At 71.7% G+C, this 21289-nt stretch carries 30 protein-coding genes; 5 read left to right on the forward strand and 25 right to left on the reverse strand.

The window, feature by feature from the left end:
- Positions 1–654: 654 nt before the first annotated feature.
- The 17 genes from PH203_RS06550 to PH203_RS06630 all read right to left on the reverse strand — a co-directional run bounded on the left by PH203_RS06550 (position 655) and on the right by PH203_RS06630 (position 9716).
- Entirely contained in the window at positions 655–1425 is a 771-nt protein-coding gene (locus tag PH203_RS06550; RefSeq protein ID WP_289917403.1) for a hypothetical protein, read from the reverse strand.
- Positions 1426–1544: 119 nt separating this feature from the next.
- A complete protein-coding gene (locus PH203_RS06555) occupies positions 1545–1835 on the reverse strand; it encodes a hypothetical protein (protein WP_289917404.1) in 291 nt (96 codons plus the stop codon).
- Complete coding sequence (locus PH203_RS06560; protein WP_289917406.1) at positions 1832–2164, reverse strand: hypothetical protein; 333 nt, start codon at positions 2162–2164, stop codon at positions 1832–1834. The genes PH203_RS06555 and PH203_RS06560 overlap by 4 nt, the downstream gene beginning before the upstream one ends.
- A 22-nt stretch (positions 2165–2186) precedes the next feature.
- Complete coding sequence (locus PH203_RS06565; RefSeq protein WP_289917407.1) at positions 2187–3581, reverse strand: hypothetical protein; 1395 nt, start codon at positions 3579–3581, stop codon at positions 2187–2189.
- Positions 3582–3587: 6 nt separating this feature from the next.
- A complete protein-coding gene (locus PH203_RS06570) occupies positions 3588–3821 on the reverse strand; it encodes a hypothetical protein (protein WP_289917409.1) in 234 nt (77 codons plus the stop codon).
- A complete protein-coding gene (locus tag PH203_RS06575) occupies positions 3818–4237 on the reverse strand; it encodes a hypothetical protein (RefSeq protein ID WP_289917412.1) in 420 nt (139 codons plus the stop codon). The genes PH203_RS06570 and PH203_RS06575 overlap by 4 nt, the downstream gene beginning before the upstream one ends.
- Positions 4238–4247: 10 nt before the next feature.
- Positions 4248–4457: a hypothetical protein gene (locus tag PH203_RS06580; RefSeq protein WP_289917416.1), complete on the reverse strand. Its 210-nt coding sequence runs from the start codon at positions 4455–4457 to the stop codon at positions 4248–4250.
- A gap of 216 nt (positions 4458–4673) precedes the next feature.
- Complete coding sequence (locus tag PH203_RS06585) at positions 4674–5216, reverse strand: HTH domain-containing protein (RefSeq protein ID WP_289917418.1); 543 nt, start codon at positions 5214–5216, stop codon at positions 4674–4676.
- Positions 5213–6073 (reverse strand): hypothetical protein, encoded by an 861-nt coding sequence (locus PH203_RS06590; protein ID WP_289917420.1) that lies wholly within the window; start codon positions 6071–6073, stop codon positions 5213–5215. Before PH203_RS06590 ends, PH203_RS06585 begins: the two co-directional genes overlap by 4 nt.
- A 106-nt stretch (positions 6074–6179) precedes the next feature.
- The gene (locus PH203_RS06595; protein ID WP_289917422.1) at positions 6180–6539 is read right to left on the reverse strand and encodes a hypothetical protein; all 360 of its coding nucleotides are present in this window, start codon (positions 6537–6539) and stop codon (positions 6180–6182) included.
- Positions 6536–6766, reverse strand: a complete 231-nt coding sequence (locus PH203_RS06600) for a hypothetical protein (RefSeq protein ID WP_289917424.1) — start codon at positions 6764–6766, stop codon at positions 6536–6538. Before PH203_RS06600 ends, PH203_RS06595 begins: the two co-directional genes overlap by 4 nt.
- Positions 6763–7245 carry a helix-turn-helix transcriptional regulator gene (locus PH203_RS06605; RefSeq protein ID WP_289917426.1) on the reverse strand — a complete coding sequence of 161 codons (483 nt, stop codon included), beginning with the start codon at positions 7243–7245 and terminating at the stop codon, positions 6763–6765. The genes PH203_RS06600 and PH203_RS06605 overlap by 4 nt, the downstream gene beginning before the upstream one ends.
- Positions 7242–7733, reverse strand: a complete 492-nt coding sequence (locus PH203_RS06610) for a hypothetical protein (protein WP_289917428.1) — start codon at positions 7731–7733, stop codon at positions 7242–7244. The genes PH203_RS06605 and PH203_RS06610 overlap by 4 nt, the downstream gene beginning before the upstream one ends.
- Positions 7730–8395 (reverse strand): hypothetical protein, encoded by a 666-nt coding sequence (locus tag PH203_RS06615; RefSeq protein ID WP_289917430.1) that lies wholly within the window; start codon positions 8393–8395, stop codon positions 7730–7732. The genes PH203_RS06610 and PH203_RS06615 overlap by 4 nt, the downstream gene beginning before the upstream one ends.
- The gene (locus tag PH203_RS06620; RefSeq protein WP_289917431.1) at positions 8392–9207 is read right to left on the reverse strand and encodes a hypothetical protein; all 816 of its coding nucleotides are present in this window, start codon (positions 9205–9207) and stop codon (positions 8392–8394) included. The genes PH203_RS06615 and PH203_RS06620 overlap by 4 nt, the downstream gene beginning before the upstream one ends.
- An 81-nt stretch (positions 9208–9288) precedes the next feature.
- A complete protein-coding gene (locus PH203_RS06625; protein WP_289917433.1) occupies positions 9289–9477 on the reverse strand; it encodes a hypothetical protein in 189 nt (62 codons plus the stop codon).
- Complete coding sequence (locus PH203_RS06630; RefSeq protein WP_289917435.1) at positions 9474–9716, reverse strand: helix-turn-helix transcriptional regulator; 243 nt, start codon at positions 9714–9716, stop codon at positions 9474–9476. Before PH203_RS06630 ends, PH203_RS06625 begins: the two co-directional genes overlap by 4 nt.
- 140 nt (positions 9717–9856) lie before the next feature.
- Here PH203_RS06630 and PH203_RS06635 point away from each other — a divergent pair, with 140 nt between their 5' ends.
- On the forward strand, positions 9857–10261 hold the full coding sequence (locus PH203_RS06635; protein WP_289917436.1) for a helix-turn-helix transcriptional regulator: 405 nt from the start codon (positions 9857–9859) through the stop codon (positions 10259–10261).
- Between the two features lie 81 nt (positions 10262–10342).
- Here PH203_RS06635 and PH203_RS06640 read toward each other — a convergent pair whose 3' ends face one another.
- The gene (locus PH203_RS06640; protein ID WP_289917438.1) at positions 10343–11062 is read right to left on the reverse strand and encodes a peptidyl-tRNA hydrolase; all 720 of its coding nucleotides are present in this window, start codon (positions 11060–11062) and stop codon (positions 10343–10345) included.
- A gap of 49 nt (positions 11063–11111) precedes the next feature.
- Between PH203_RS06640 and PH203_RS06645 the strand changes: the two genes are divergently transcribed.
- Together PH203_RS06645 and PH203_RS06650 are read left to right on the forward strand one after the other, a co-directional pair.
- The gene (locus PH203_RS06645; RefSeq protein ID WP_289917440.1) at positions 11112–11975 is read left to right on the forward strand and encodes an ATP-binding cassette domain-containing protein; all 864 of its coding nucleotides are present in this window, start codon (positions 11112–11114) and stop codon (positions 11973–11975) included.
- Entirely contained in the window at positions 11972–12643 is a 672-nt protein-coding gene (locus tag PH203_RS06650; protein ID WP_289917443.1) for an ABC transporter, read from the forward strand. Before PH203_RS06645 ends, PH203_RS06650 begins: the two co-directional genes overlap by 4 nt.
- Here PH203_RS06650 and PH203_RS06655 read toward each other — a convergent pair.
- The 7 genes from PH203_RS06655 to zapE form a co-directional block, all read right to left on the reverse strand.
- Entirely contained in the window at positions 12635–12814 is a 180-nt protein-coding gene (locus PH203_RS06655) for a hypothetical protein (RefSeq protein WP_289918263.1), read from the reverse strand. The two genes, PH203_RS06650 and PH203_RS06655, sit on opposite strands and share 9 nt — an antisense overlap.
- Positions 12815–12836: 22 nt before the next feature.
- Entirely contained in the window at positions 12837–13673 is an 837-nt protein-coding gene (locus PH203_RS06660) for a polysaccharide deacetylase family protein (RefSeq protein ID WP_289917445.1), read from the reverse strand.
- Positions 13674–13779: 106 nt separating this feature from the next.
- Positions 13780–15147, reverse strand: a complete 1368-nt coding sequence (locus tag PH203_RS06665) for a PhoX family protein (RefSeq protein ID WP_289917447.1) — start codon at positions 15145–15147, stop codon at positions 13780–13782.
- Between the two features lie 91 nt (positions 15148–15238).
- A complete protein-coding gene (locus PH203_RS06670; protein ID WP_289917449.1) occupies positions 15239–16036 on the reverse strand; it encodes an SPFH domain-containing protein in 798 nt (265 codons plus the stop codon).
- Positions 16037–16134: 98 nt separating this feature from the next.
- Positions 16135–17592: a SulP family inorganic anion transporter gene (locus PH203_RS06675; RefSeq protein ID WP_289917451.1), complete on the reverse strand. Its 1458-nt coding sequence runs from the start codon at positions 17590–17592 to the stop codon at positions 16135–16137.
- A gap of 5 nt (positions 17593–17597) precedes the next feature.
- Positions 17598–18176, reverse strand: coding sequence for a carbonic anhydrase (locus PH203_RS06680; RefSeq protein ID WP_289917453.1), 579 nt, complete (start codon positions 18174–18176; stop codon positions 17598–17600).
- Positions 18177–18525: 349 nt separating this feature from the next.
- Entirely contained in the window at positions 18526–19632 is a 1107-nt protein-coding gene (zapE, locus tag PH203_RS06685) for a cell division protein ZapE (protein WP_289917455.1), read from the reverse strand.
- A gap of 37 nt (positions 19633–19669) precedes the next feature.
- Between zapE and PH203_RS06690 the strand changes: the two genes are divergently transcribed.
- Both PH203_RS06690 and PH203_RS06695 read left to right on the forward strand, forming a co-directional pair.
- A complete protein-coding gene (locus PH203_RS06690; RefSeq protein WP_289917457.1) occupies positions 19670–20593 on the forward strand; it encodes a pyrimidine reductase family protein in 924 nt (307 codons plus the stop codon).
- 150 nt (positions 20594–20743) lie between these two features.
- Positions 20744–21199 (forward strand): indole-3-glycerol phosphate synthase, encoded by a 456-nt coding sequence (locus PH203_RS06695; RefSeq protein ID WP_289917460.1) that lies wholly within the window; start codon positions 20744–20746, stop codon positions 21197–21199.
- The last annotated feature ends 90 nt before the right edge of the window (positions 21200–21289 follow it).

Consider the following 21289-nt stretch of genomic DNA (forward strand, 5'->3'; position numbering starts at 1 on the left):
GCGCTTCTGATTGAAGCTGCTGCGCGTTAAAGAAAGCGACGGCTCAAGAGCACCTTGGGCCTGCGGCGCCGTCGCCCATTCGTCCTGCCATAGACATATAGCTGGACGGCAGCGCCGCACACCTCTCTTCTGATTGGATGCTATGAATAGCACCCACTGCGACGGGTCTCACGGACCCGACCGCAACTCGTGTGACCCCGGGTCGGGGTCTTGCGGCTCGCCAGATTGCACCGAGGTTCGCCTTCTGGGTGAAGTCTGCGTCGCGACGGTCAAGGGCGCGACACGTGAGATTCTGATCTCCTTGATCGAGACCGGCCACGTCGATCCCAAGCATGTATTGCTGTCCGCGGCCACAGCCGGGGCCGTGACTGTGGGCGGGGCAGGAGTGAGGGCGATCGTCCGCAGGGTTCGCCGCCGACGGTAGTTCACCCCAATTCATCCTTCCGCTCTCACTGAATCGATCGGGCCAGACTCCATTGCTCTGGCCTGATCGGTTCCTTACGTGTCCGCGAGCGTTCTGGTGTCCACAGCCATCGATCCGAGCGGGAACGATGTGAGGGCGAAGAAGCGCTGCATCCAGGTAACGCCACATCTGCGTACGGGATGTGGTGCACGCATGCACATTCACCCCAAAGGCTGATGGCATTTCTAGGATCAGAGGAATGCCGGATCGTGCCCGTCAGGTATGCGGTCGGTGATCATGGACACATCCCCTCGTGGATCGCTGGCGTCGGCCTGGCGGCCTGCGAGGTAGCGCGTGGCGTGCTGGTCGTAGTCGTCGGGGGTCATTTGGTGGCCGCAGTCGAGGCAGTGAATGTGCCAGCGGCCGTCGGTCCGTACGAGCGTGCACAGGTCGCAGACGGGGCAGGGCGCGGCGCGGGGATGCTGGCGGGGTTCGGTGTGAGTGAAGTTGCGCAGGCGGCGGACCAGGTCGCCGAGGGCGCGGTGGAGCTCGGCGACGAGTGGGAGCGTGAGGGCGAATGGCAGGTAGGCGGTCAGCCATGTGCACCAGCCGGTGATGGTCTCGCCTCGGGTGGGCCAGGCCTGCTCGCAGGGTTGGGTGCGGGCGGTGCCGTACGGGTCGCGTGCGGCCGCGGGGTAGTGATAGGCGATGTGGCCTGCCCAGGCGCCGAGGATGGCGGTGATGGGCGCGGTGCCGTCGTCGTCGGTGCCGGGGGCGGGGTCGTAGCGGCCGGCGCCGAGGAGGTTGAGGACCCGGAGGTCGACGGGCACGGGGGCGTCGGCGCGGCCGGTACCGCCGAAACGGCCCTGTGAGGGCCGTCCGCCGGGCTCGATGAACTCGGCCTGCAGGAGTCGGGCTTGGGCGGGGATCTCGGTGAGCCAGCCGCGCAGTTCGCCGGAGTGGAGCCGGCACAGGTGCTCGTGGTCGGGGGCGGTGCGGGGGCAGATGGTGCAGGTGCTCATGGCTGGGTGCTCCGGTCTCCCGTCGGTGGGCGGCGGTCACACGTACTGGCGGGTAGGGGTGGCGTCTCGCGCGTGCGCGCGCCTGCGATTGCGGGCGCACGGTCGCAGGCGCGCGAGGGTCAGGCGTTCTTGTGGGTGTGGTCGGGGCAGGTGGGGTCGTGGTGGGTGCCGCATGAGGTCCACCAGGTCTCGCAGCAGGCGTCGTTGAGGGCGAGAGCGACGGTGTCCTCGGTGGCCCGGGTGCGCTGGATGTGCTGGGCGCGGGCGGCCTGGCGTGCGCGGCGGTCGGTGCGGACGTCGAGGGCGCGGCCGAGGGCGACGTAGGCGCTGGACCACAGGATGATCAGCGCGGCCATGATGCCGAGTGCTGTGGCGATCCACAGGCCGGTGAGGGTGTGGTCGTACGTCATCGTTGCCACCTGACGGGCCGTACGCCGCGGCGGCCGCGCGGGATGCCGGGCGTAAAGGCCGGGCGGGGTGCGGGGTTGGTGCAGGTGGGGGCGTGGGGGTAGTGGAGGGCTTCGGAGCCTTCGAGGGTGGGGCGCTCCTTGGTGAGTTGGCGGACGTGCCAGCGGCCGGCCGCGTCCTGCCTCACGGCCTGGTTGCCGTAGTCGACGCGCTGGGCGTTGACGGCCTGGGTGTTGCGGTTGGCGTTGAGGCACCAGATGACGTGGGCACCGCATCGGGTGCATATGCCGGGGCCGTTGGGTGGGGCGGGGCGCGTGTATGGGGTGGGCATGGCATCGGGTCCTTCCGGTCGGTCAGGCGGTGGGTCTGCAGGCGTGGCAGAGGCCTGCGGGCAAGTGGTGGCGTGAGGGCGCCTGGCAGGCGCGGCACTCGTGCCAGTCGGTATGCGGGGGGTGAGCGGCCCGGGCGCGGGCGTTCGCGACTTCGGCGCAGGTCTTGCAGGGGAAGCCGGTGCGGTGTTTGAAGCCCCAGTAGCAGTCGGGCAGTCCGCAGGCGGAGCGGGCGGGCAGGACGGCGCCGAGGAGCCAGCGGCCGGGGTCGGTGATGTTCTCGCCGGGGGTCCAGCGGCGTAGGCGGTCGAGTTGGTCGCGGATGTCCTCGGGCCAGATCCCGGCGTCGAGCTGGGCTCCGACCTCTCGGGCGATGCGGCGCACCAGGAACGGCCGGACGTCCGCGAGGAGGTCCGCCACGGGTTCCAGGACGGCCCAGACGCGGGGGCTGAGGGTGAGCTGGGGTCCGTCGTACGCGGGGCGCTCTTCGGGGTGTTGGGGCGTTCGGGGGGCGGGGCGGAAGGTGGCAGCGACCGAAGCGACCGAGGCCGCCGACGAGTTGTCCACAGGGGCGGCGACCCACTTACGGTCATCTCGCCTACGGCGGAAGGCCCCACGCTCCGGCGTGCTTCTGAGGTCGTTCAGTTCTAGGTCTTCCTTATACGCGGGGGCTCCGCACTCAAGATCGGGAGCCGCCCCGCCTTCAGTATCGGGAGTCATCTCCGGTCCGGGGCCCGGGGTGTGGGGCTCGTCGGCCGGGCGGACGGGGTCGTCGTGGACGGTGATCGCGTGGCGGCCGCGGTAGCCGGCGCGCTTGTCCTGGGTGATCCAGCCGGCGTCTTCGAGTTCGTCGAGGAGGTGGGCCGCGGTGCCCTCGTGCAGGGGCTGTCCGGCGCGGCGGCCGCCGTGGTGGCGCAGCACGGCGGCGATCTCGGCGAGGGTGAGATCCCGCTTCTCCACCAGCTTCGTGTAGCGCAGGAGGAGGTAGAGGCGGTGCAGGGTGCCGCGCAGGCTGTCAGCGGCCCGTACGGGCGCGCACACGAACCGCTCGGCCTCCTCCAGCGGGCGGCAGGTCCGCTCGTTCGTGCGGCCCGTGCCGGTCACCTGGTGTGAGCGCTGCTTGCGGGTGAGCTCCTGCACCCCGTCGGTCGGCGCAGGCCTGGAGAGCCGGCGCAGCGCCTTCTCGACGGTGGACACGCTCAGGCCGGTGAACTCGGCCAGCTTCTCGACGGAGGCCTCGCACGCGCGGCCCCGGGACAGGGCCTTGACCTTGCCGTAGACCTTCGTGTCCGCGTCCGCGTACGCCGCGGCGTCGACGACCAGGCGCAGCGGGTACTTCACCCATTGCCCGCGGGCCACGCCACCGGCCCCGCCGCGGCTGCGGCGGGGCTCGGCGGGGAGCTCGCGGGTGTGGGTCACGGTGTCCTAGCTGGTGTCGTCGGCGACCTGGTCGCCGTCCGGGACGGTGTAGGTGGCGCCGCACGGGCCGCGGCGGATGCCGGGGCCGGTGTGGCGGTGGAGCTGGCTGCAGCCGGTGCAGCGGACGGTGTACTCGGTGCGGCCCGAGGTCGCGATCGCCTGCGCGGCGACGGCGGCCGGGCCGCCCCAGCGGGTCGGGTCGGCGGGCAGCAGCGGTAACTGCCCCGGGACGCCGTTCACTTGGGCACCTCGCCGGTATGCGGGGGCTCGGTGCGCGCGTCGGCGGGCGGCAGGGTGAGGACGACCGGCCGGCCCGCGGTCTGGGCTCCGCTGCGGCTGCTGCTGCGCGGCCGACGGATCAGTCCGGCCGACTGCAGCTGGGGCAGTGACATGCGGACCTGCCGGGCGGTCAGGCGCAGCGTGCCGGCCAGGCTGCCCTCGGACGCGATGGCCGGCGACAGGTACCCGGTCGTACCGGCCAGGTGAGCCAGGCCCCAGCCCAGCAGGAGCGCCGAGGAATGGGGCAGCTCGGCGGCCAGGAGCGCCTGCTCCCACAGGTGGCGGTCGTACGACGGCGGGGGCGTCGTGGGGATGGGTGCGGGCCGGGTCCGGCCGCGGGCGACGTCGCCCGGGGTCGGGACAGCTCTCGTCTCCATGGGTCTCCGTTCAGAGGGTTGGGGGCCCGGGGCAGTGCCGGGCATGGTGGGCATCGATGGCGCGGGTGAACTGGGCGACGTACTCGGCGCCGGAGCCCTCGAACAGGCAGCCCCAGCGGCAGGTGAAGCGGGCGGCCGGCAGCCTCAGCCAGCGGCCGAGGTTCGGGCTGTAGTGGCCGAAGGACACCCACAGCCCGAACAGCTCCCGCTCGGCCCGCACGCCGTCTACCGGGCCGGGGGGATCGGAGCGGGGGCCGGGCTCGGCGCGGGCGGAGCGCCGACCGCGGGATGACAGCCGCCGAGCGCCAGGACCACGGCCAGCACGCTGGCCGACAGCAACAGCCATGACCGGTACACAGTCAGCCTCCGTCGCTCGGGTGTTCGGGTAGGTGGGCCGCCCGCCCCTCAGGGGGGCGTCGGGGCGGGCGGCCCGGTCTCAGACGGCCCGCCGGACAGCGGCCGCGGGCCGTACGCGGGTGCGCACCTCGTAGGGCTCGCCCGGGCGCAGCTCGCCGCGGGCCAGCGCGTGCCGGTAGGCGTCCGTGAAGGCGGCCACGGCCATGTCGATGACGGCCGGGGCCTTCAGCCCCAGGTCCAGGAGCGCAGCCAGGTTGCGCAGCAGCCGCGGCCGCCGGACCAGGTCGATGCGCAGCACCGGCCTGACCGGCTCCTCCTCGGCCACCGGCGCGGCCGGTGGCGCAGCCTGTGGCGCACGGTCGTCCGCCTCCTGCGCTACCGGCTCACCGGGTGGCTCATCACCTGGCGCGCTGTCCTCGGCCGCAGCCTCGCTGGCCTGCGGCGCATCGGCTTCGTCCGGCTCACCGGGCGGCGCATCGGCCGACTCGTCCTCGGCCTTGATCCGGTCCAGATCCCGGCGCACGGTGTCCTTGGAGACCTTCAGGCGCTTGCCGATCTCGCGTCGGCTCAGCCCCTCCTCGTGCAGCTGGCGCACCAGCGTGAGCCGGTCCGCGCGCGTCACTGCGCCACCTCATCCGGGGTGGCGCCGGGCCGGTCAGCGGACTCGTCGGCGGAGGCGGGCTCCTCGATGAGCGCGGCCAGTTCGACCAGGGCGCGGTCGCTGCCGTATGCCGACAGGCTCAGCTCGACACGCGGCGGCTTCCAGCCCCGCAGGCCCTGGCGGGCCGGATACCGGAACTCCCGGACCTCGTCGGCGCCCAGGGCGGCCGCCCATCCGGTCATCGCGGTGCGGGCGTCCTCAAGCGGCAGGCCGTCCAGGCTCCCCCGGGCGATGCCCCCGCCGGCCGCGGGACCGTTGTAGACCGGGCCGAACGTCCACGGCACCGGCGCCAGGCTCGTGTTCGCGTCCTGCAGCTCGGTCACCAGACCCAGCGCGGGCTGCGCCACATAGGACGCCCGGGTCAGCGCCGTCGCCTTGTGGTCCAGCCACGCGGCCTCGGCCAGGCCGGCACCCGTGGCGCCACCGGTGTGGGTGCTCTCCTCCCGCCAGCCGCACGAACAGCCAGCGGTGTGCGAGGAGTAGAAGCGGAACCAGCCGCGGGCCACCAGATCGGTGCGCTCGATGCGCCGTCCGTGACCGCGGACCGGGCCGATCGCCTCCAGGGTGCGCCACACCCGCACCGTGTCGGTCTTCGGCAGACTGCGACGAGCCGTCGGCTGGATCTCGTCCGGCGCGCGCCAGTCGCGGCGGCCGTGCTCGTCGTGGTGGACGTGTCCGGGCGGATCTCCGGCCAGGTCCCACAGGTGTCGGCGCTGGACGATCTCCCGCACCTGCAGGCGGCCACCGGCATGGTCGGTGATGTCACCGAGGCGTACGTCGGGCACCTTCAGGGCCAGGACGACGAGTTGCCCGCTCACCGGACACCCCCGGTGTCGCTGGTGTTGCTGGTCATGGTGTGGTCCTTCAGTTGGGGCCCGGGCGGGACGGTTGTCAGGGCACGTCCCGCCCGGAGATCAGGTGGGGTCAGGCGCTGGTGCGGGCGGCAGCCGCGAGGGCGGCGGTGTGGCGCTCCCAGGGCACGGCGAGCGCGTCGAGGGGTGTGCCGGGCCGGGCGCGGCCCAGCACTTCGCCACACCGGCAGGTGCCGACGAGGTCGAAGCCGCGGTACTCGACGACCAGGGCGTGTGCGGAGGACGGCGGCTCGGACACGGCCTGGTCGATGGCCTCGGCCAGCAGCCGGGGCGAGGCCTGCCAGGTCGGGTCAGTGGTACCGGACCCGAGCAGCTGCACGAGCGGGCCGCGCAACTCGTAGGCCAACAGCGGGCGTACGGGCTGCGGGTGGGTGAGCACGTGCAGGATCACGTCGTAGCGGGGCTCCTTCACCGGGTGCCTCCCTGGGATGCGTGGTGACGGACGCGGCCGCGGCGGATGGCGCGGGCCCGCGGCAGGTCTGGGCGGGGCCGGGTGGGCGGCAGCAGCGGGACGGGCGGCGCGGGCTGGGCGATGCGCGGCAGAGGACGGCGGGCCGCGCGGGCGTCGATGATCCCGGCGACCACCCACAGCGCCAGCGCGGCCAGGCAGACGACGATCAGCCACTGGATCGCGGTCACGGCGACACCCCCTGCGTGATCTGCAGGTCGGTGATCCAGCCGGCCGCGACGCACAGGGCGACCGCGTGCAGGATGTTGCGGGCCTCAAGGCGCGCCACGGCGCGCTGCCGGTGCGACTTGACCGTGTCGTAGGACAGGCACAGCCGGCGGGCCGTGCCTTCCGGGGACTCGCCCGCGGCGGCCGCCGCGACGATGCCGAGCTGCGCCTGCGACAGCGGGCAGTCCTTCAGCCGGTCGATGGTGCGGGCAGCATCCGCGATCACCTCCCCGCGCGGCCTGCGCGGCATCTGCCCGCGCAGGCGGCCGACCTCCTCAAGGAGGACCAGACGCAGGCGGTCCAGGCGATAGCCCTCGCTGAGCAGGTGCTGCTCGGCCTCGGTGCGCGGCGTCCACACCTGCCCCGGGTAGGGGGCACGCGGCCGCGTCAGCCCGGCGTTGCGCAGCTGCGCGATCGCCTTGTCCGTCAGGGCGGCGGTCACTGGCTCGCCTCCCGCTGCTGCCAGGCCGCGAGCGCGGCGTCCAGGTGGCCGGCGTGCGTCCAGCGGGCGTCGAACGGCTCCACCCACTCCTTGAGCAGGCCGTGCTTCGCGTAGTGCTGGGCGGCGTCGACGACCAGGAGCGGCTCCGCGAGCCGGACGATGGGCAGCAGGCAGGAGCCGGTGGCGGTGTGGGCCGACCAGCCGCCGGTGTGCGACCAGCGCAAGCTCAGGCCGTCCGCGCACGCCGTCGCGCCCAGGAGATCGTCCTGTGGCGGCCACACCAGCCGCAGAAACAGCACCCGGTACGCGCCCCACTCCACGCCCAGCTCCAGGAACTGCGGCGGCAGGCCCGCCTCGGCGAGCTCGGCATGGATCGCGTCGGCGTACGGGGCCTGCGGCAGCGTGGCCAGGGTCCGGGTGGCATCGCCCACGGCGTGGGTGCTCTTCCCGGCGGCCGAGGCCGCACCGTTCGCGATGGTGGCACTCACACCGCACCACCCGTCGCCTCGTACTCGGCGAGCCGCGCAGCAACCCACCGGGCGGCCGCGCCCACCGAGCGCAGCGGCGAACCCCCGCGGCCGCGGCCGTCGTTGCAGTACGCGAACCGCAGCGGCGTACTGAACCCGAACTGGCCCTCGGGGTCGGGCGCCGCGAGGCAAGCCCAGATCCGGCCGCGCAGCTTCCCGTCGCCCTGGGTGAGCGTGCCGACGATCGCCTTCGCCGTCACCGTCTTCACGCCGGTGCGGGTCACGACGAAGTCGTGCGGCTCATCCCGGCGGTCTCCGAAGTCCAGCCACGGCGTGGCCGGCCACAGCAGCAGCCCCGCCTTTTGCCGGGGCGGCAGCCCGTAGCCGAGCCTGGCGCTGCTGGTGGGCGTGTCGCGGGTGTCGTCGGTGTCCTCACCGGTGAGCACCCGGGCCGCGCCGCAGGACGTGCACACGATCCGCACCCGGATCTCGGTGAACGTGTTGCCGTGCGTCTCGCAGTACTCGTCCTGGCACTTGTGGTTGTGGTGGGGCTCGCCGAACCCGCGGTGGCGGCGGTAAGTGTGCTCGCTGCGGCGCCATCCGATGTCCAGCGCCGGCCGCTTGCAGCCGGTGAGGTGCGGCAGCGTCTCCCAGCCGAGATAGGTGTCCAGTACCGAGCTCACAGGCCACCGCCCAGCTCGGCGCGGCGGTCGGCCTCGGCGAGCTCGTGGCCGGCGCGGGCGAGCGCGTCGACCACGCACATGTCGCTGCAGTACCAGCGGGCCTCGTCGCCGAGCGCGGCGACCTGGAGGCGGGACCAGCCGAACAACGCGGGGTCGGAGGCGTCGTAGTCGTCCACGGTGCCGCACCCGTCCGTCGGGCACGTCGCGTGGATGTCACGGACCTGCAGGTCCAGGAGGCCGGCGAGGGCCTGGCGGTCGTCGCCCTGGACGACCAGGTCCGCGGCCTGCCCGTGCGAGGACCGGCACCGCACGATCGCGCGCCCCTCGACATCACCCGGGCAGGGGATGTCCACCCCGTACCTGGCCCTCCAGGTCAGCGTCATCGGGTAGGCGTCGAGCGAGGTCGTGCCGTACTCGACGGCCCGGGCCACCTCGGCCGCAGACAGGAAGTCGCCGGCCGGGCGGCCCTCCAGGAGACGCGTCACCGCGTCGAGCCGGCGGCGCACGTCGGCCAGCTCGGCGGAGCACTCGGCACGAGCCTGCTCGCGGGCAGCGTCCTCGATGTCCTTTGCTCGCTGTGGGTCGAACAGGATCCCGGCAGCGGCCTCGGCGTCGGCAATCTCCGCCGGGGCGGTGTGGCCCTGCTCCATCGCGGCGGTGATAACCCCGGCCGCGGCCAGCACCGGGGAGACCGGGCCAGCGGGGGCCGGGATCGCCTCGGCGTATGAGGCGACGGCGGTCTGCAGCGGCACGGGCGTGTACCGGGATTCCGGGAGCTGGGGCTTGGGCGGGTTCTGGGATGATGCGGTCACGGTGACCTCGATTCACAGTGGTTGAGGTGTGCCGGAGGGGTCGTGCGCGGGTGGAGCCGGGCACGGCCCCGAACTTTTTGATCAGGCGGCCGTCGTGGCGCTCTGCTGCGGGCGATAGGCGCCCTGCAGGAGCACGACCAGGCGGCCGATCTCGGCGTCCGTCAATCGGCAGCGCGGGCAGTCGTTCGGGTCGGGCTGGTCGTGCTGACACGAGTCGTTGAACCCGGCCTCGAACGCCTCCTCGGGCGTCAGGCAGACGCGGCGGTTCACGCTGCTGCGTCCCTGCTCTGCGAGCGTCGCGGCACGTGTCCGTTGGTGAGGTCTTCGATCTCGCAGTCGAAGATCTCGGCAGCCGTACGGAGAAAGCGCAGGCCTCCGTTGCTGCGGCCGAGTTCGACCTGACTGACGTGATTGACGCTGTAGCCCGCCTGGCGGGCGAACTCGGCAAGGGTCATGCCCTTCAGTTCGCGCCGCTCCCGAAGCTGTGCGCCGTTGGTGAGCAGTGGCATGCCCAGATACAAGCATGCATGTAAGTCTTATACAAGTCTTGCTCAAGAAAAACGTAAGTCGGGGTCGACGCGGAGAGACTGCTAGAGGTGACGTAGCGAAGTTCTAGACTTCTTAGAGAACGTTGGAGTAACTTCCGGACGTGAAGCCCTCAGACGACGCCCCTCTCCGAGTCGGTCAGCAGCTCTCTGGGCGCCGCGAGGACCTTGACCTCACCCAAGGTGCCGTGGCGGCCGAGGTCGGAATCACCGTCACGTCGGTCAGTTCAGCCGAGCGCGGCCGCGCGACCATCAGTCGCAGCAAGCGCCCCCTCTGGGAACGAGCCCTCCGGCTCAAGCCGGGCACGATCTCGCGCGCATACCGCGACGGCACAGATCTGGAGCCAGCGCCAGAGGTGGAGGCCCAATCAGAGGCCCCGTACGCGGACCTGTCGGACCACCTTGAGCGAACAGCGTGGGAGATGCCGCTGTCTGTCGAGGACCGGAAGTTGATCGTGGACATGCTGCGCCAGGCGAAGGCGCAGGGGCGCAGCGAGCGCAGCGCCTAGCCCGCGCGGCCTGAGTCTCACGTTGTCGCGGCCAGCGCGGCCGCATAGGTATGCGTCGCCCTTGTAGGACGTTTTAGCTGGTCACGGCTGTCGAAGGGGCGGTAGGGAAGCGACTCGGTGGTGTCCTTCGACTGCAACAGTTAGCCCGGGGGCGATCTCGGTGAACCCGGCGTCCCGCACCAACGGCAGCCCGCTGCCCACGAGTTCCCGCCACTGATCCCGTCCCGGCGTCCGTACGGCGACCGGGAATCCGGCGTCGCGCCAAGCCGCCCGTTCCTCGTCCGACAGTTCCCACCACGCCAGTTGGGCCCCGTGCCCCGCCTGCGCCATCGACTTCCCGGCCGACATCTCGACGTCGGGGCTCATCCACAGCACGGGCACCTCGGGGCCGGCGTCCACCGGAGGCTCGGGATCGTCCAGCTCGGTGCCGGACACCTGAAGCTTGGCCAGTTCCTTCGGCCACCCGTCCAACGGCACCGGCGGGAACACCCGCACCTCGGCCGACTTGCCGGTGACCGTGATCCCGGGCAGCGCCTCGGCCCGTCGCCACTCCGCACCGCGAGCCCGCCGCACGACCTTGCGGATCCGCGCGTCCTGCCAGTCCCGCATGGCCTGCGCCCACTCGCCGTCGCCGAGGGACCGCTCGTCGCTGAGCATGACGAGAACGGCACGCGCGGCGGTTTCAAGGGCGTCGGTGCGGGCGGGAGGAGCGGCCCGTTCGAGCCGGACGACCAGCGGCAGGACGAACTGGGGTGCGTGATCCCGGGCGATGACTTCGTGCTGGAAAGGACTGTCGCTCACGTCGCCCACCCTAAACAACCGATGGCCGCGACCCGACATCATGATCTGCATGGAACGCGATCTGCAGCTGGACAACGTGGGCCGCCGCTACGGCCTGCGCGGCCCCTGGGTCTTACGAGGCATCCACCTCACTCTCGCCCCCGGCACCCTCACCCGCATAGAAGGCCCCAACGGCACCGGCAAATCCACGCTCCTGCGCGTACTCGCCCGGCTCGACGCGCCCTCGGAGGGCCGGGTCAAGGGCCGCCCCACCACCGCCTACGTCCCCGAGCGCTTCCCCTCCGCGCTCCCCTTCACAGCCCTCGGCTATCTCACCCACCTCGGCACCATTCACGGCCTCTCCCGGCCCTCGGCCCAGCGCGCCGCGGGCGAGGTGCTGGAGCGCTTCGGCGCCGCCCCCTACGCCCGCACCCCCATGGCCCAGCTCTCCAAGGGCAGCAGTCAGAAGGTCGCCGTCGCCCAGGCGCTGCTCGCCGACCCGGAGCTGCTCGTCCTGGACGAGGCGTGGACCGGCCTCGACGCGGACGCCCGCGCCGAACTGGAGCGCGCCGTCGCCGAGCGCACCGCGGCGGGCGGTGCGGTGGTGTTCGTCGACCACGATCCGAACCGTCTGGCGGGGGTGCCGGACGCGACGTACGCCGTGCACGAGGGCGGTCTCCATCGCCGTACGACACGAACCGTGCCCACGGGCCCGCGGGTGACCGTCGTGGTGCAGGGGCCGTCCGGCGGCAGGTTGCCGGTGGAGGCGGCGCGGATCGCCGGGGGCGGGGTCGAGGAGACGGAGCCCGGTGTCTACCGGGTCGCCGTTCCCGCGTCGCACTCGGACGTGCTGTTGCGCACTCTGCTGACGGCCCGTCCGTCGTGGCATGTGGTGAGGGTGGGCGAGGAACCGACACGAGGAGAGGGCAGATGACCGCACTGTTCCGATATCAGGCCGCACTGCTCGCGCGCTCGCAGCGGTGGCTGCCGCCGTTCATCCTGTACGCCGTGTTCCTGGGCGTCGGGGTGCAGAGCGGGCAGCCGATTCTGGACTCGCTCGGCTATGCCGCCGCCGCGCTGCTGCCGGTGGCCGCGTGGCTGGTGCGGATCTGTGTGGCCAACGAACCGCCCGCGGCGCGTGCCTGTGTGTCGGCCGCTGTGGGACCCGCGCGGGCGCACCTCGCCTCGCTGCTGGTGGCGCTCGCCGCGGCGGCCGTGCTCGGTACCGTCACGACCCTCGTCGTGACGCTGATCAGCGATCCGGTGAGCGCCGACCACCAGACGCGGGTGGCGCGGCTGCCGGCCGGTGCGGCCGGGTTGCTCGCGACCCTCGCCTGCGCGCTGCTCGGCACGGCCGTCGGCGCGCTCACCACCTGGCCGCTGCTGCGCTCGCCGGGCCGGGCGGTTCCCGCGATGCTGCTCGCGGCGCTGCTGTCGGTGGTGACGACCGGTTCTCCGGCGCAGGCTGCAGTCTCCGGCCTGGTCACCGGTTCCCGCGAGGGCGCGGTCCCGCTGCCGTTGCTGCCGCTCGCGGCGGCCGCCCTGCTCACCGCCGCGGCGACCGCCGTGGCGTGCACGCTGACGTCCCGCAGATCACCCTGAGCAGGCGGTCCGCTGGGCCTCCTGCCACTCGCAGACCGGGCAGAGAGTGATGCCTTTGTACGACTCCGGGTACTCCGTCGGCTTCCGGCACAGCACGCAGTCCGCGTACGGCGGCCCCTCGGCGACCGGCGGCTTCGGCACCTCTCGGATCGTGCAGTAGTCGTCGCTCATGCCTTCAAGCATGCCTTGAAGGCTAGGACGGTCTCCTGTTCGCCCCGATCAGCTCGGACACCTTCACGAACCGGTAGCCCTTCGCCCGCAGCTCCGGCACGACCGCCCGCACCGCCCGCTCGGTCGTCGGGGCGGCGCTGCGGGTGCAGTGCATGACGACCACGGAACCGGGTCGCACCCCGTCGAGGACCTGCCGGGCCACCGCGTCCGCGTCGGTCGCGAAGGCGTCCCCGCTGACCACGTCCCACTGCACGGCGGTGACACCGGCGGGCGTCAGCGCCTTCAGCGCCGTCCGGTCGTAGCACCCGCCGGGGAAGCGGAAGTACGGCATGGCATCCGGCACGCCCGCCTTCCGGAAGGCCGTGTACGCACGCTCCACGTCCGCCCGCATGCGGTCCTCGGACACCGTCGGCAGCCCGTAGCAGTCGCCGGTGAAGGCGTAGTGGCTGTACGAGTGGTTCGCGACCTCGAAGAGCGGGTCCCGTCCGATGGACCGGGCCTGGTCCGGGTACTGCTCGGCCCACCGCCCCGTCATGAACACGGTGGCCGGCACCTTCAGCGCCCGCAGGGCCGCGATGAGCTCCGGGTTGTCGAAGCGCTCGCCGGCCGCGGCCCTCGGTCCCTGGTCCGCGGTCATGTCGGCGTCGAAGGTGAGGGCGACGGTCCGGTCCGGGGTGCGGGGGCCGTTCTCGAAGACCGGGGTGAGTCCGCCGGGACCGGGGGCGAGGGTCGGGGGCCGGGAAGGGACGACGGAGGGAGCCGGGAGGGCGGCTCGGGGTGCCTCGGGGGCGGTACCGCAGGCGGCGAGGGCGGCACCGAGGGCACAGGCGGCCGCGACTTGTCGTACTCGAATGATCACCGCATGAACATAACGGGATTAATCGGGCGGATCTCGGATTGCCGCCGCTCACGCGCGGACCCGCGCCCCCGAAGAGGCGCGGGTCCGTGTCCGGGTGGGTGTCGCTCTACCTCCGCCAGGGCCCCGTCACCGCGAACGTCGTCCCCGGTGTGTAGCAGTTGACGTACATCGTGTCGCCGTCGGGGGAGAAGGCGACGCCCGCGAACTCGCCCCACTCGGGGGCCTCGGGGGTGCCGATGTTCTGGGCGTTGCGTGCCATCGGGTACACCTCGCCGCGGCGCGTGACGCCGTACACGTGCTGTGCGCCGTTGCCGTCCTCGCAGACCATCAGGCCGCCGCTGGGGGCGAGGCAGATGTTGTCCGGGGACTCGCCGGGGAGCTGGATGTCGGTGTCGGGGCCGAAGACGATGACCAGGGTGAGGCGGCGGCTGTGCGGGTCGTAGCGCCAGATCTGGCCGAAGTGGTCGGCGGCCGAACCCTCCGCGCTGTGCGCGAAGGACGAGACGAAGTACACGCACCTTCCGCCCCAGTAGCAGCCCTCCAGCTTCTGGGCGTGCGTGATGCCCTTCGGGCCGAAGTCCTGCAGGCGGATGGGGGTCTGGACGGCCAGCGGGTCCGGTACGTCGACCCACTCGACGCCCTCGAAGCACGCGCCCGTCTCCTGGATCGAGGACAGGTCGGGTACGCCGGGGACGCGCATCGCCTGGAGTCTGCCGCCCGCGCGCAGTGAACCCAGGCCGCCCAGCGGCTTGTCGGGCAGGAAGCGGTAGAAGAGGCCGAACGGCTTGAGGAAGGCGTCCTCGGTCTCGTAGACGATGCCGCGCCCCGGGTCGACGGCGACCGCCTCATGCTGGAAGCGGCCCATCGCGGTCAGGGGGACCGCACCCGAGCGGCGCGGATCGGCGCCGTCGACCTCGAAGATGAAGCCGTGGTCCTTGGTGTAGCCGTTGGTGCCGGCCTTGTCCTCGGTCTCCTCGCAGGTCAGCCAGGTGCCCCAAGGGGTGGGTCCGCCCGCGCAGTTGACGGCGGTGCCGGCGATGGCGACCTGTTCGGAGAGGACCCTGTTCCGGCCGTCGAGCGTGAGCGCCGTACAGCCGCCCTTGCCCGCCGGGTCGTAGGTGAGGCCCTCGATCGTCGGGACGGGAATGGCCGCGGTGGCCCGGTTCTCGTGGTTGCGGACGAGGTGGACGCGGCCGTGTCTGCCCGCGAAGGCCGACATGCCGTCGTGGTTGGAGGGGACCTTGCCCTGACCGGAGCGCAGCTGGTCGCCCTCGCGGGAGAGGACCTGGTAGCGGAAACCTTCCGGCAGATCGAGGAGGCCGTTCGGGTCGGGGACCAGCGGGCCGTAGCCGGTATGGCCGAGGCCCTGTGCCGCGGCGGTGCCGGTGAAGAGTTCGGAGAGGGCGCCGGTGAAGGCGATTCCGGCGCCCAGGGCGCCGGTGCGGGCGAGGACCTGACGTCGTGTTGCGGACATGGAGCAGCAACCTTCCTGCTGGCGGACAGGATGTGACGCCGCTGTGTCTATCACCTGGGTCCGGCTGCGGGAACCACGCGCGTAGCACGTGTCATCGGTCGGACGAGTGCCCGTGTTCGTGGGCCGGGTGTTCCTGCGCCTTCTCCAGGAACCGGAGCAGCTCCACCGGGAACGGCAGGACCAGGGTGGAGTTCTTCTCGGCGGCCACCGCCACCACCGTCTGGAGCAGTCGCAGCTGCAGCGCGGCGGGCTGCTCGGACATCTCCTTGGCGGCCTCGGCGAGCTTCTTCGACGCCTGGAGTTCGGCGTCCGCGTTGATGATGCGGGCGCGGCGCTCCCGGTCGGCCTCGGCCTGCCGGGCCATCGAGCGCTTCATCGCGTCCGGCAGCGACACGTCCTTGATCTCGACGCGGTCCACCTGCACGCCCCAGCCGACGGCCGGACTGTCGATCATCAGTTCCAGGCCCTCGTTGAGCTTCTCGCGGTTGGAGAGCAGGTCGTCGAGCTCGCTCTTGCCGATGATCGAGCGCAGGGACGTCTGGGCCATCTGGGAGACCGCGAACTTGTAGTCCTCGACCCGGACGAGCGCGTTCGCCGCGTCGATCACCCGGAAGTAGACGACGGCGTCCACGCGGACCGTCACGTTGTCCCGCGTGATGCCCTCCTGGGCCGGGATCGGCAGCGTGACGATCTGCATGTTGACCTTGTGCATCCGGTCCACGAACGGGACCACCATCGTGAAACCGGGCCCCCGCACGTCGTCCAGCAGCCGCCCGAGCCGGAACACGACCCCGCGCTCGTACTGCTTGACGACCCGTGCCCCCGCGGCGACATAGACCACGCCGGCGGAACCGGCCGCCGCGGCCGCGGTCAGGAGCTCCTGGAGCATGACGACCCCTTTCATGAGAGGTCTTTTTGTCCGCTCCTGCAACGATATGCCCGGTACCCGGCCCGAGGCTACGGACCGGGCACCGGGTGGTGCGTGCCCTACCGGGCGGTCACCCGCACCGGTTCCGTACCGACCGCGCTGTGCCGCTCGGCCCAGTTCTCCAGGGCCGTACGGCAGGCGTGGTCCAGGTGGTGCAGACCGGACAGGTCCAGCTCCACCGGGCGGTCCTGGGGCAGCGACTCCAGGCTGTCGAGTATCTTCGGCAGCCTGAGGAAGGTCGCGTTGCCGGAGAGATACGCCTGGACCGGACCCGCGCCCTTGTCGATGACCTCCAGCTTCAGGTGCGAGGCCTCCCAGGCGGTCTTCGCCACGGCCAGCGCGAGGCCGATCAGGACGCCCTCGAACATGCTGACCGCGACGATCGACACGGCCGTGACCACGAGGATCAGAGCCTCGCCGCGGTGCTCGCGCCACAGCTCCACGATCGCGCGGACGGGGATCAGCTTGAACCCGGAGTAGACCAGGATGCCCGCCAGCGCCGGGATCGGGATGTAGGCGAGGACACCCGGCAGCAGCGCCGCGAACAGCAGCAGCCACACGCCGTGCATGACCCGGGACGCCTTGGTCCGCGCGCCCGCCTGGACGTTCGCCGAGCTGCGCACGATCACCGCGGTCATCGGCAGCGCGCCGAGCGCACCGCACAGCGCGTTGCCCGTGCCCTGCGCGACCAGCTCCTTGTCGTACTCGGTGCGCGGCCCGTCGTGCATCCGGTCCACGGCCGCCGCGCTGAACAGCGACTCGGCGGACGCGATCAGCGTGAACGCGACGATCGTGGCGAGCACCCCGACGTTCGCGAGCTCACCGAACTGGCCGAAGGACGGCGGCTGGACGGAATCCACCAGTCCGTGCACCTCGACGGTCGCCACCGGCATCGAGAACGCCAGGGCCGCGAGCGTGGCCAGGCCGACCGCGGCGAGCGGACCGGGGACCGTGCGCACCTTCGCCGGCATGTGCTTCCACAGCACGAGCACGGCGATGGTGGCGAAGCCGAGTCCGAGCGAGGCCAGTGCGCCGGTGTTCCCGACGGCGTCCGCGAGCGCGCCGGGCAGGCCGGCTATCTTGCCCAGGCCCGAGGCGGGCGCTTTGGTGTCGGCCATCGCGTAGAGCTGTCCGGCGATCAGCACCAGGCCGATACCGGCGAGCATGCCCTCCACGACGGAGACCGAGATGGCCCGGAACCAGCGCCCGAGTTTCAAGGTGCCCATGAGGATCTGGAGCAGGCCGGTGGCCAGCACGATCACACCGAGGACGGGCAGCCCGAACTTCTGGACCGCCTCGAAGACCAGCACGGTCAGACCCGCGGCCGGTCCGGAGACCTGCAGACTGCTGCCGCGCATGAGACCGGTGACGATGCCGCCCACGATGCCGGTGACCAGGCCGAGTTCGGCCGGGACACCGGAGGCGACGGCCACGCCCACGCACAGCGGGAGCGCGACCAGGAAGACGACCAGGGAGGCGGCGAAGTCCTGCCGCAGGTGAGGGTATTTGGTCATCATCGCGATCACAGCGCCTCGAACGTGTCGGTGTCCGGACGGTGTTCCTGCACGGCACCGGTGTGCACCTCGTAGTACCAGGCGTGCAGGGTGAGCTGACGCTCCGCCAGCTTCTTCTCGATGAACGGGTACGAGCGCAGCCGGAGCAGCTGCGTCAGGACGTGGCTCTGCACGCCCTCGGCGACGGCCGGGTCCTCGGCCGCCCCCGCCGGACGCGGCGCGGCCTGGGTGAGCCAGTCGCGCACGGCCGGCACGGCGGTCAGGTCGTCGCCGCGGACCAGGGCGCCGACGGCGCCGCAGTGCGAGTGGCCGCAGACCACGATGTCGCTGACACCGAGCACTTCGACGGCGTACTCGATGGTGGCCGCCTCGCTGGTGGGGTGTTCGGAGGCGTACGGGGGCACGATGTTGCCGGCGGTGCGGAGCTCGAAGAGCTCGCCGGGGCCGGCGCCCGTGATCAGGGCCGGGACGACCCTGGAGTCGGAGCAGGTGATGAACAGGACTTGTGGGGACTGGCCTTCTGCGAGGCGGGCGAACTCCTCAGGGCGCTGTCCGAACAGGCGGGCGTTGTCGATGAGGGGCTGCATATGTGGTGATTCCTCCTGGCGCGCCTGCAGCGGCGCGTCGGGCTTGCACGACAGATGTGGGGGGTGCGGCGAACTAGAGCCGCTGACCTCTGGGCGAAGCTTCACTGATCGTGTGCGCGCATGCGAACGTTGCGGTGACTGCGAACAGGAGGAGGAATTGCAACATGCGTCCCCCTTTCGACAGTTCACGGTCCACGCGCACGCCAAGGCTTGGTCAACGCCTGGTCAAGAAACACGTTAACCCTGCAAGGTTGTTTGCAGGGTTAACTTAACGTTTCGAGCTGAAGAGAGCCTGAAAAGGGTAGGTCGGCTGGCCTGAACTGAATCTTGACCTGGGGGAGTTCCCGGGTTAGAGGGACTCGATGATTCCCTTGCCGTCGCGGGCCAGCGCGGTGAGCCGGGAGATCGCCCGGAAGTACTTCTTGCGGTAACCGCCCTTCAGCATCTCCTCGCTGAACAGCTGGTCGAACGGCAGTCCGGACGCCAGAACCGGAACCTCACGGTCATACAGCCGGTCCGCGAGCACGACGAGCCGCAGCGCGGTGGACTGGTCCGGAATCGGCTGTACGTCGGTGAGACACACCGCGTTCAGGCCATCGGTCAGCGCGCCGTACCGGCTGGGGTGGACGCGGGCGAGGTGTTCGAGCAGCTGCGGGAAGTCGTCGAGCGAGGCGCCGTCGGTGGCGTACGCCGTCTTGGTGACCTGTTCCTCGGAGTAGGGCGCCGGGGCCTCCGGCAGACCGCGGTGCCGGTAGTCCTCGCCGTCGATGCGCAGGGTGCGGAAGTGGGCGGACAGGCCCTGGATCTCGCGCAGGAAGTCCACCGCCGCGAAGCGGCCCTCGCCGAGCTTGCCGGGGAGGGTGTTGGAGGTGGCGGCGAGGGCGACACCCGCGTCGACCAGCTTGGCGAGCAGGGAGGAGACGAGGACGGTGTCGCCCGGGTCGTCGAGCTCGAACTCGTCGATGCACAGGAGCCGGTGGCCGGAGAGCGTCTGGACGGTCTTCTGGAAGCCCAGGGCGCCCACGAGGTTGGTGAGCTCGACGAAGGTGCCGAACGCCTTGAGACCGGGCTCCGCGGGGGTGGCGTGCCAGAGGGACGCGAGCAGGTGGGTCTTGCCGACGCCGTAGCCGCCGTCGAGATAGACACCGCGAGGCCCGGTGGGGACCTTGGGCGCCTTCGCCTTGCCGAACCCGAAGAACCCGCGCTTGCCGCCGGCGACGGCGTGCGCCCCGCCGAGCCCGCCCGCGAAGCCGTCGAGGACCTTGACCGCCTCGATCTGGCTGGGCTGGTTGGGGTCCGGGAGGTACGTGCTGAACCGGACCGAGTCGAACCGCGGAGGCGGCACCATCTCGGCGACCAGCCGGTCCGCGGGGACGTGCGGCTCGCGGGCGCACAGGGACAGCGGGGCCGCGTCTGCTATCGGGCTGATCCCGTGGGCGGCGGTGGAGGACGACACGGTTCCCCATGCTAAGCGCCGTGCCACACTGCACGACATGCGACGCCTGTTCCCTGTGACCGACCAGACAGCGACGAGGGCCTCCGGCGGTGGGGCCGGGAGTGTGGGGGCGGGGGGTGCCGGTGAGGCCCCTGGGGCAGGGGGATCCGGCCGGGTTCACGGGGCGAGTGGGGTCGGTGAGGCTCCTGAGGCCGATGGGGGTGTCCTCCCGGGCGGCGACCTGATCGACCGCGACTGGGGGCTCGACGAACTGGCCGAGGCCTACGCCTACCCGGAGCCGGCCGCCGATGGGCCGCCGGTGCCCTGGTTGCGGGCCAACATGGTCTCCACGCTGGACGGGGCCGCGCAGCACGACGGGAAGTCGCAGCCCATCTCCACCGCGACCGACATGCGGATCTTCGGTACGTTGCGGGCGCTGGCGGACGTGGTCGTCGTAGGTGCCGAAACGGTACGGCAGGAGGGGTACCGGCCGGCACGCGCGCGTGCGGAGTTCGCTGATCGGCGGGAGGCCGCCGGGCAGGGGCCCGCGCCGGTGATCGCGGTCGTCAGCGCGAGTCTCGACCTCGACTTCTCCCTGCCGCTGTTCACGTCGCCGCTCGTGCCCACGCTGATCCTGACCGGTGCCGCCGCCGCTCCCGACCGGGTCGCGACCGCGGAGAAGGCGGGCGCGCGGGTCGTGATCGCCGGTGACGGGGTCGGTGTGGAGCCCGCCCGTGCCGTACGCGCCCTCGGTGAGCTCGGGTTCACCCGGCTGCTCACCGAGGGCGGGCCCCGGCTGCTCGGCCAGTTCGTGGCGGCCGGGGTGCTCGACGAGCTCTGTCTGACCGTCTCGCCGATGCTCACCGCGGGTGACGCGCAGCGGATCGCGGGAGGGCCGTCGGTGGCGGTCCCGCAGCGGTTCGCCCTCGTGTCGCTGCTGGAGGAGGAGGGTTTCCTCTTCAGCCGCTATCAGCGGTCCTGAAATCGTTCAGCGGTACCGCCGGTCCCGAAATCGGCGGAATCTACCGTTCCGTTTAGCTTCCGACGGGCACACTGAATCTCGCAGTCCCCGTGAGACCACGGGGCAGGATGGTTTCCGCAGAAGGGGCGTGCGGTGTTCACAAGCGTTTTGATGATCGAGAAGGCCCTGACCTCGGCCGACGTGGAGTTCGTGACCACGCTGCACGGGGACGAACAGGTCTCGTTCCATGTGCTGCTCCAGCCGCGGGGCGACCAGGCGGACCGCCTGCTGCGGGCCATCGACGACGTCGCCCTGGGTGAACTGGACGAGGCGGCGAAGGAGCGCGAGGTGCCCGAGGGGGACGCGGCACGGCCCTTCGGGGAGCGGGCGCTGGAGGTGTCGCTGCAGGCGCTGCGGGCCTCCGGCAACGCGGCGGAGGGGCGGCTGATCGAGGACCATCCGCTGGACGCGCTGAAGGGGCTGGTGGAGGAGGTCGGGGCGGACGAGGTGATCGTGCTGACCGATCCGCACTACGTGGAGGAGTTCTTCCACCGGGACTGGGCGTCGAGGGCCCGGCACAAGGTGGGGGTGCCGGTGCTGAAGCTGTTCTCGCACAGCAAGGCCTGAGAGCCGACCGCGGTCACCCGTAAACCATCGCATCGCAATGGATAGGGTGGGCCGCTGAACGTCCGCCGCATCCGCACGCACAGGGAGACA

Origin of the sequence: Streptomyces sp. S.PB5, assembly GCF_030403745.1 — a bacterium.
In the GTDB taxonomy this organism is placed as follows: domain Bacteria; phylum Actinomycetota; class Actinomycetes; order Streptomycetales; family Streptomycetaceae; genus Streptomyces.

Bases quoted from the DNA above. Each gene is read 5' to 3' on its own strand.
- PH203_RS06665 (WP_289917447.1), bottom strand. From the start codon at position 15,147: ATGTCCGCAACACGACGTCAGGTCCTCGCCCGCACCGGCGCCCTGGGC.
- PH203_RS06675 (WP_289917451.1), bottom strand. From the start codon at position 17,592: ATGATGACCAAATACCCTCACCTGCGGCAGGACTTCGCCGCCTCCCTG.
- PH203_RS06680 (WP_289917453.1), bottom strand. From the start codon at position 18,176: ATGCAGCCCCTCATCGACAACGCCCGCCTGTTCGGACAGCGCCCTGAG.
- PH203_RS06695 (WP_289917460.1), top strand. From the start codon at position 20,744: ATGATCGAGAAGGCCCTGACCTCGGCCGACGTGGAGTTCGTGACCACG.
- PH203_RS06655 (WP_289918263.1), bottom strand. From the start codon at position 12,814: ATGAGCGACGACTACTGCACGATCCGAGAGGTGCCGAAGCCGCCGGTC.
- PH203_RS06550 (WP_289917403.1), bottom strand. From the start codon at position 1,425: ATGAGCACCTGCACCATCTGCCCCCGCACCGCCCCCGACCACGAGCAC.
- PH203_RS06555 (WP_289917404.1), bottom strand. From the start codon at position 1,835: ATGACGTACGACCACACCCTCACCGGCCTGTGGATCGCCACAGCACTC.
- PH203_RS06670 (WP_289917449.1), bottom strand. From the start codon at position 16,036: ATGCTCCAGGAGCTCCTGACCGCGGCCGCGGCGGCCGGTTCCGCCGGC.
- PH203_RS06630 (WP_289917435.1), bottom strand. From the start codon at position 9,716: ATGCCACTGCTCACCAACGGCGCACAGCTTCGGGAGCGGCGCGAACTG.
- PH203_RS06690 (WP_289917457.1), top strand. From the start codon at position 19,670: ATGCGACGCCTGTTCCCTGTGACCGACCAGACAGCGACGAGGGCCTCC.
- PH203_RS06645 (WP_289917440.1), top strand. From the start codon at position 11,112: ATGGAACGCGATCTGCAGCTGGACAACGTGGGCCGCCGCTACGGCCTG.
- PH203_RS06575 (WP_289917412.1), bottom strand. From the start codon at position 4,237: ATGGAGACGAGAGCTGTCCCGACCCCGGGCGACGTCGCCCGCGGCCGG.
- PH203_RS06650 (WP_289917443.1), top strand. From the start codon at position 11,972: ATGACCGCACTGTTCCGATATCAGGCCGCACTGCTCGCGCGCTCGCAG.
- PH203_RS06560 (WP_289917406.1), bottom strand. From the start codon at position 2,164: ATGCCCACCCCATACACGCGCCCCGCCCCACCCAACGGCCCCGGCATA.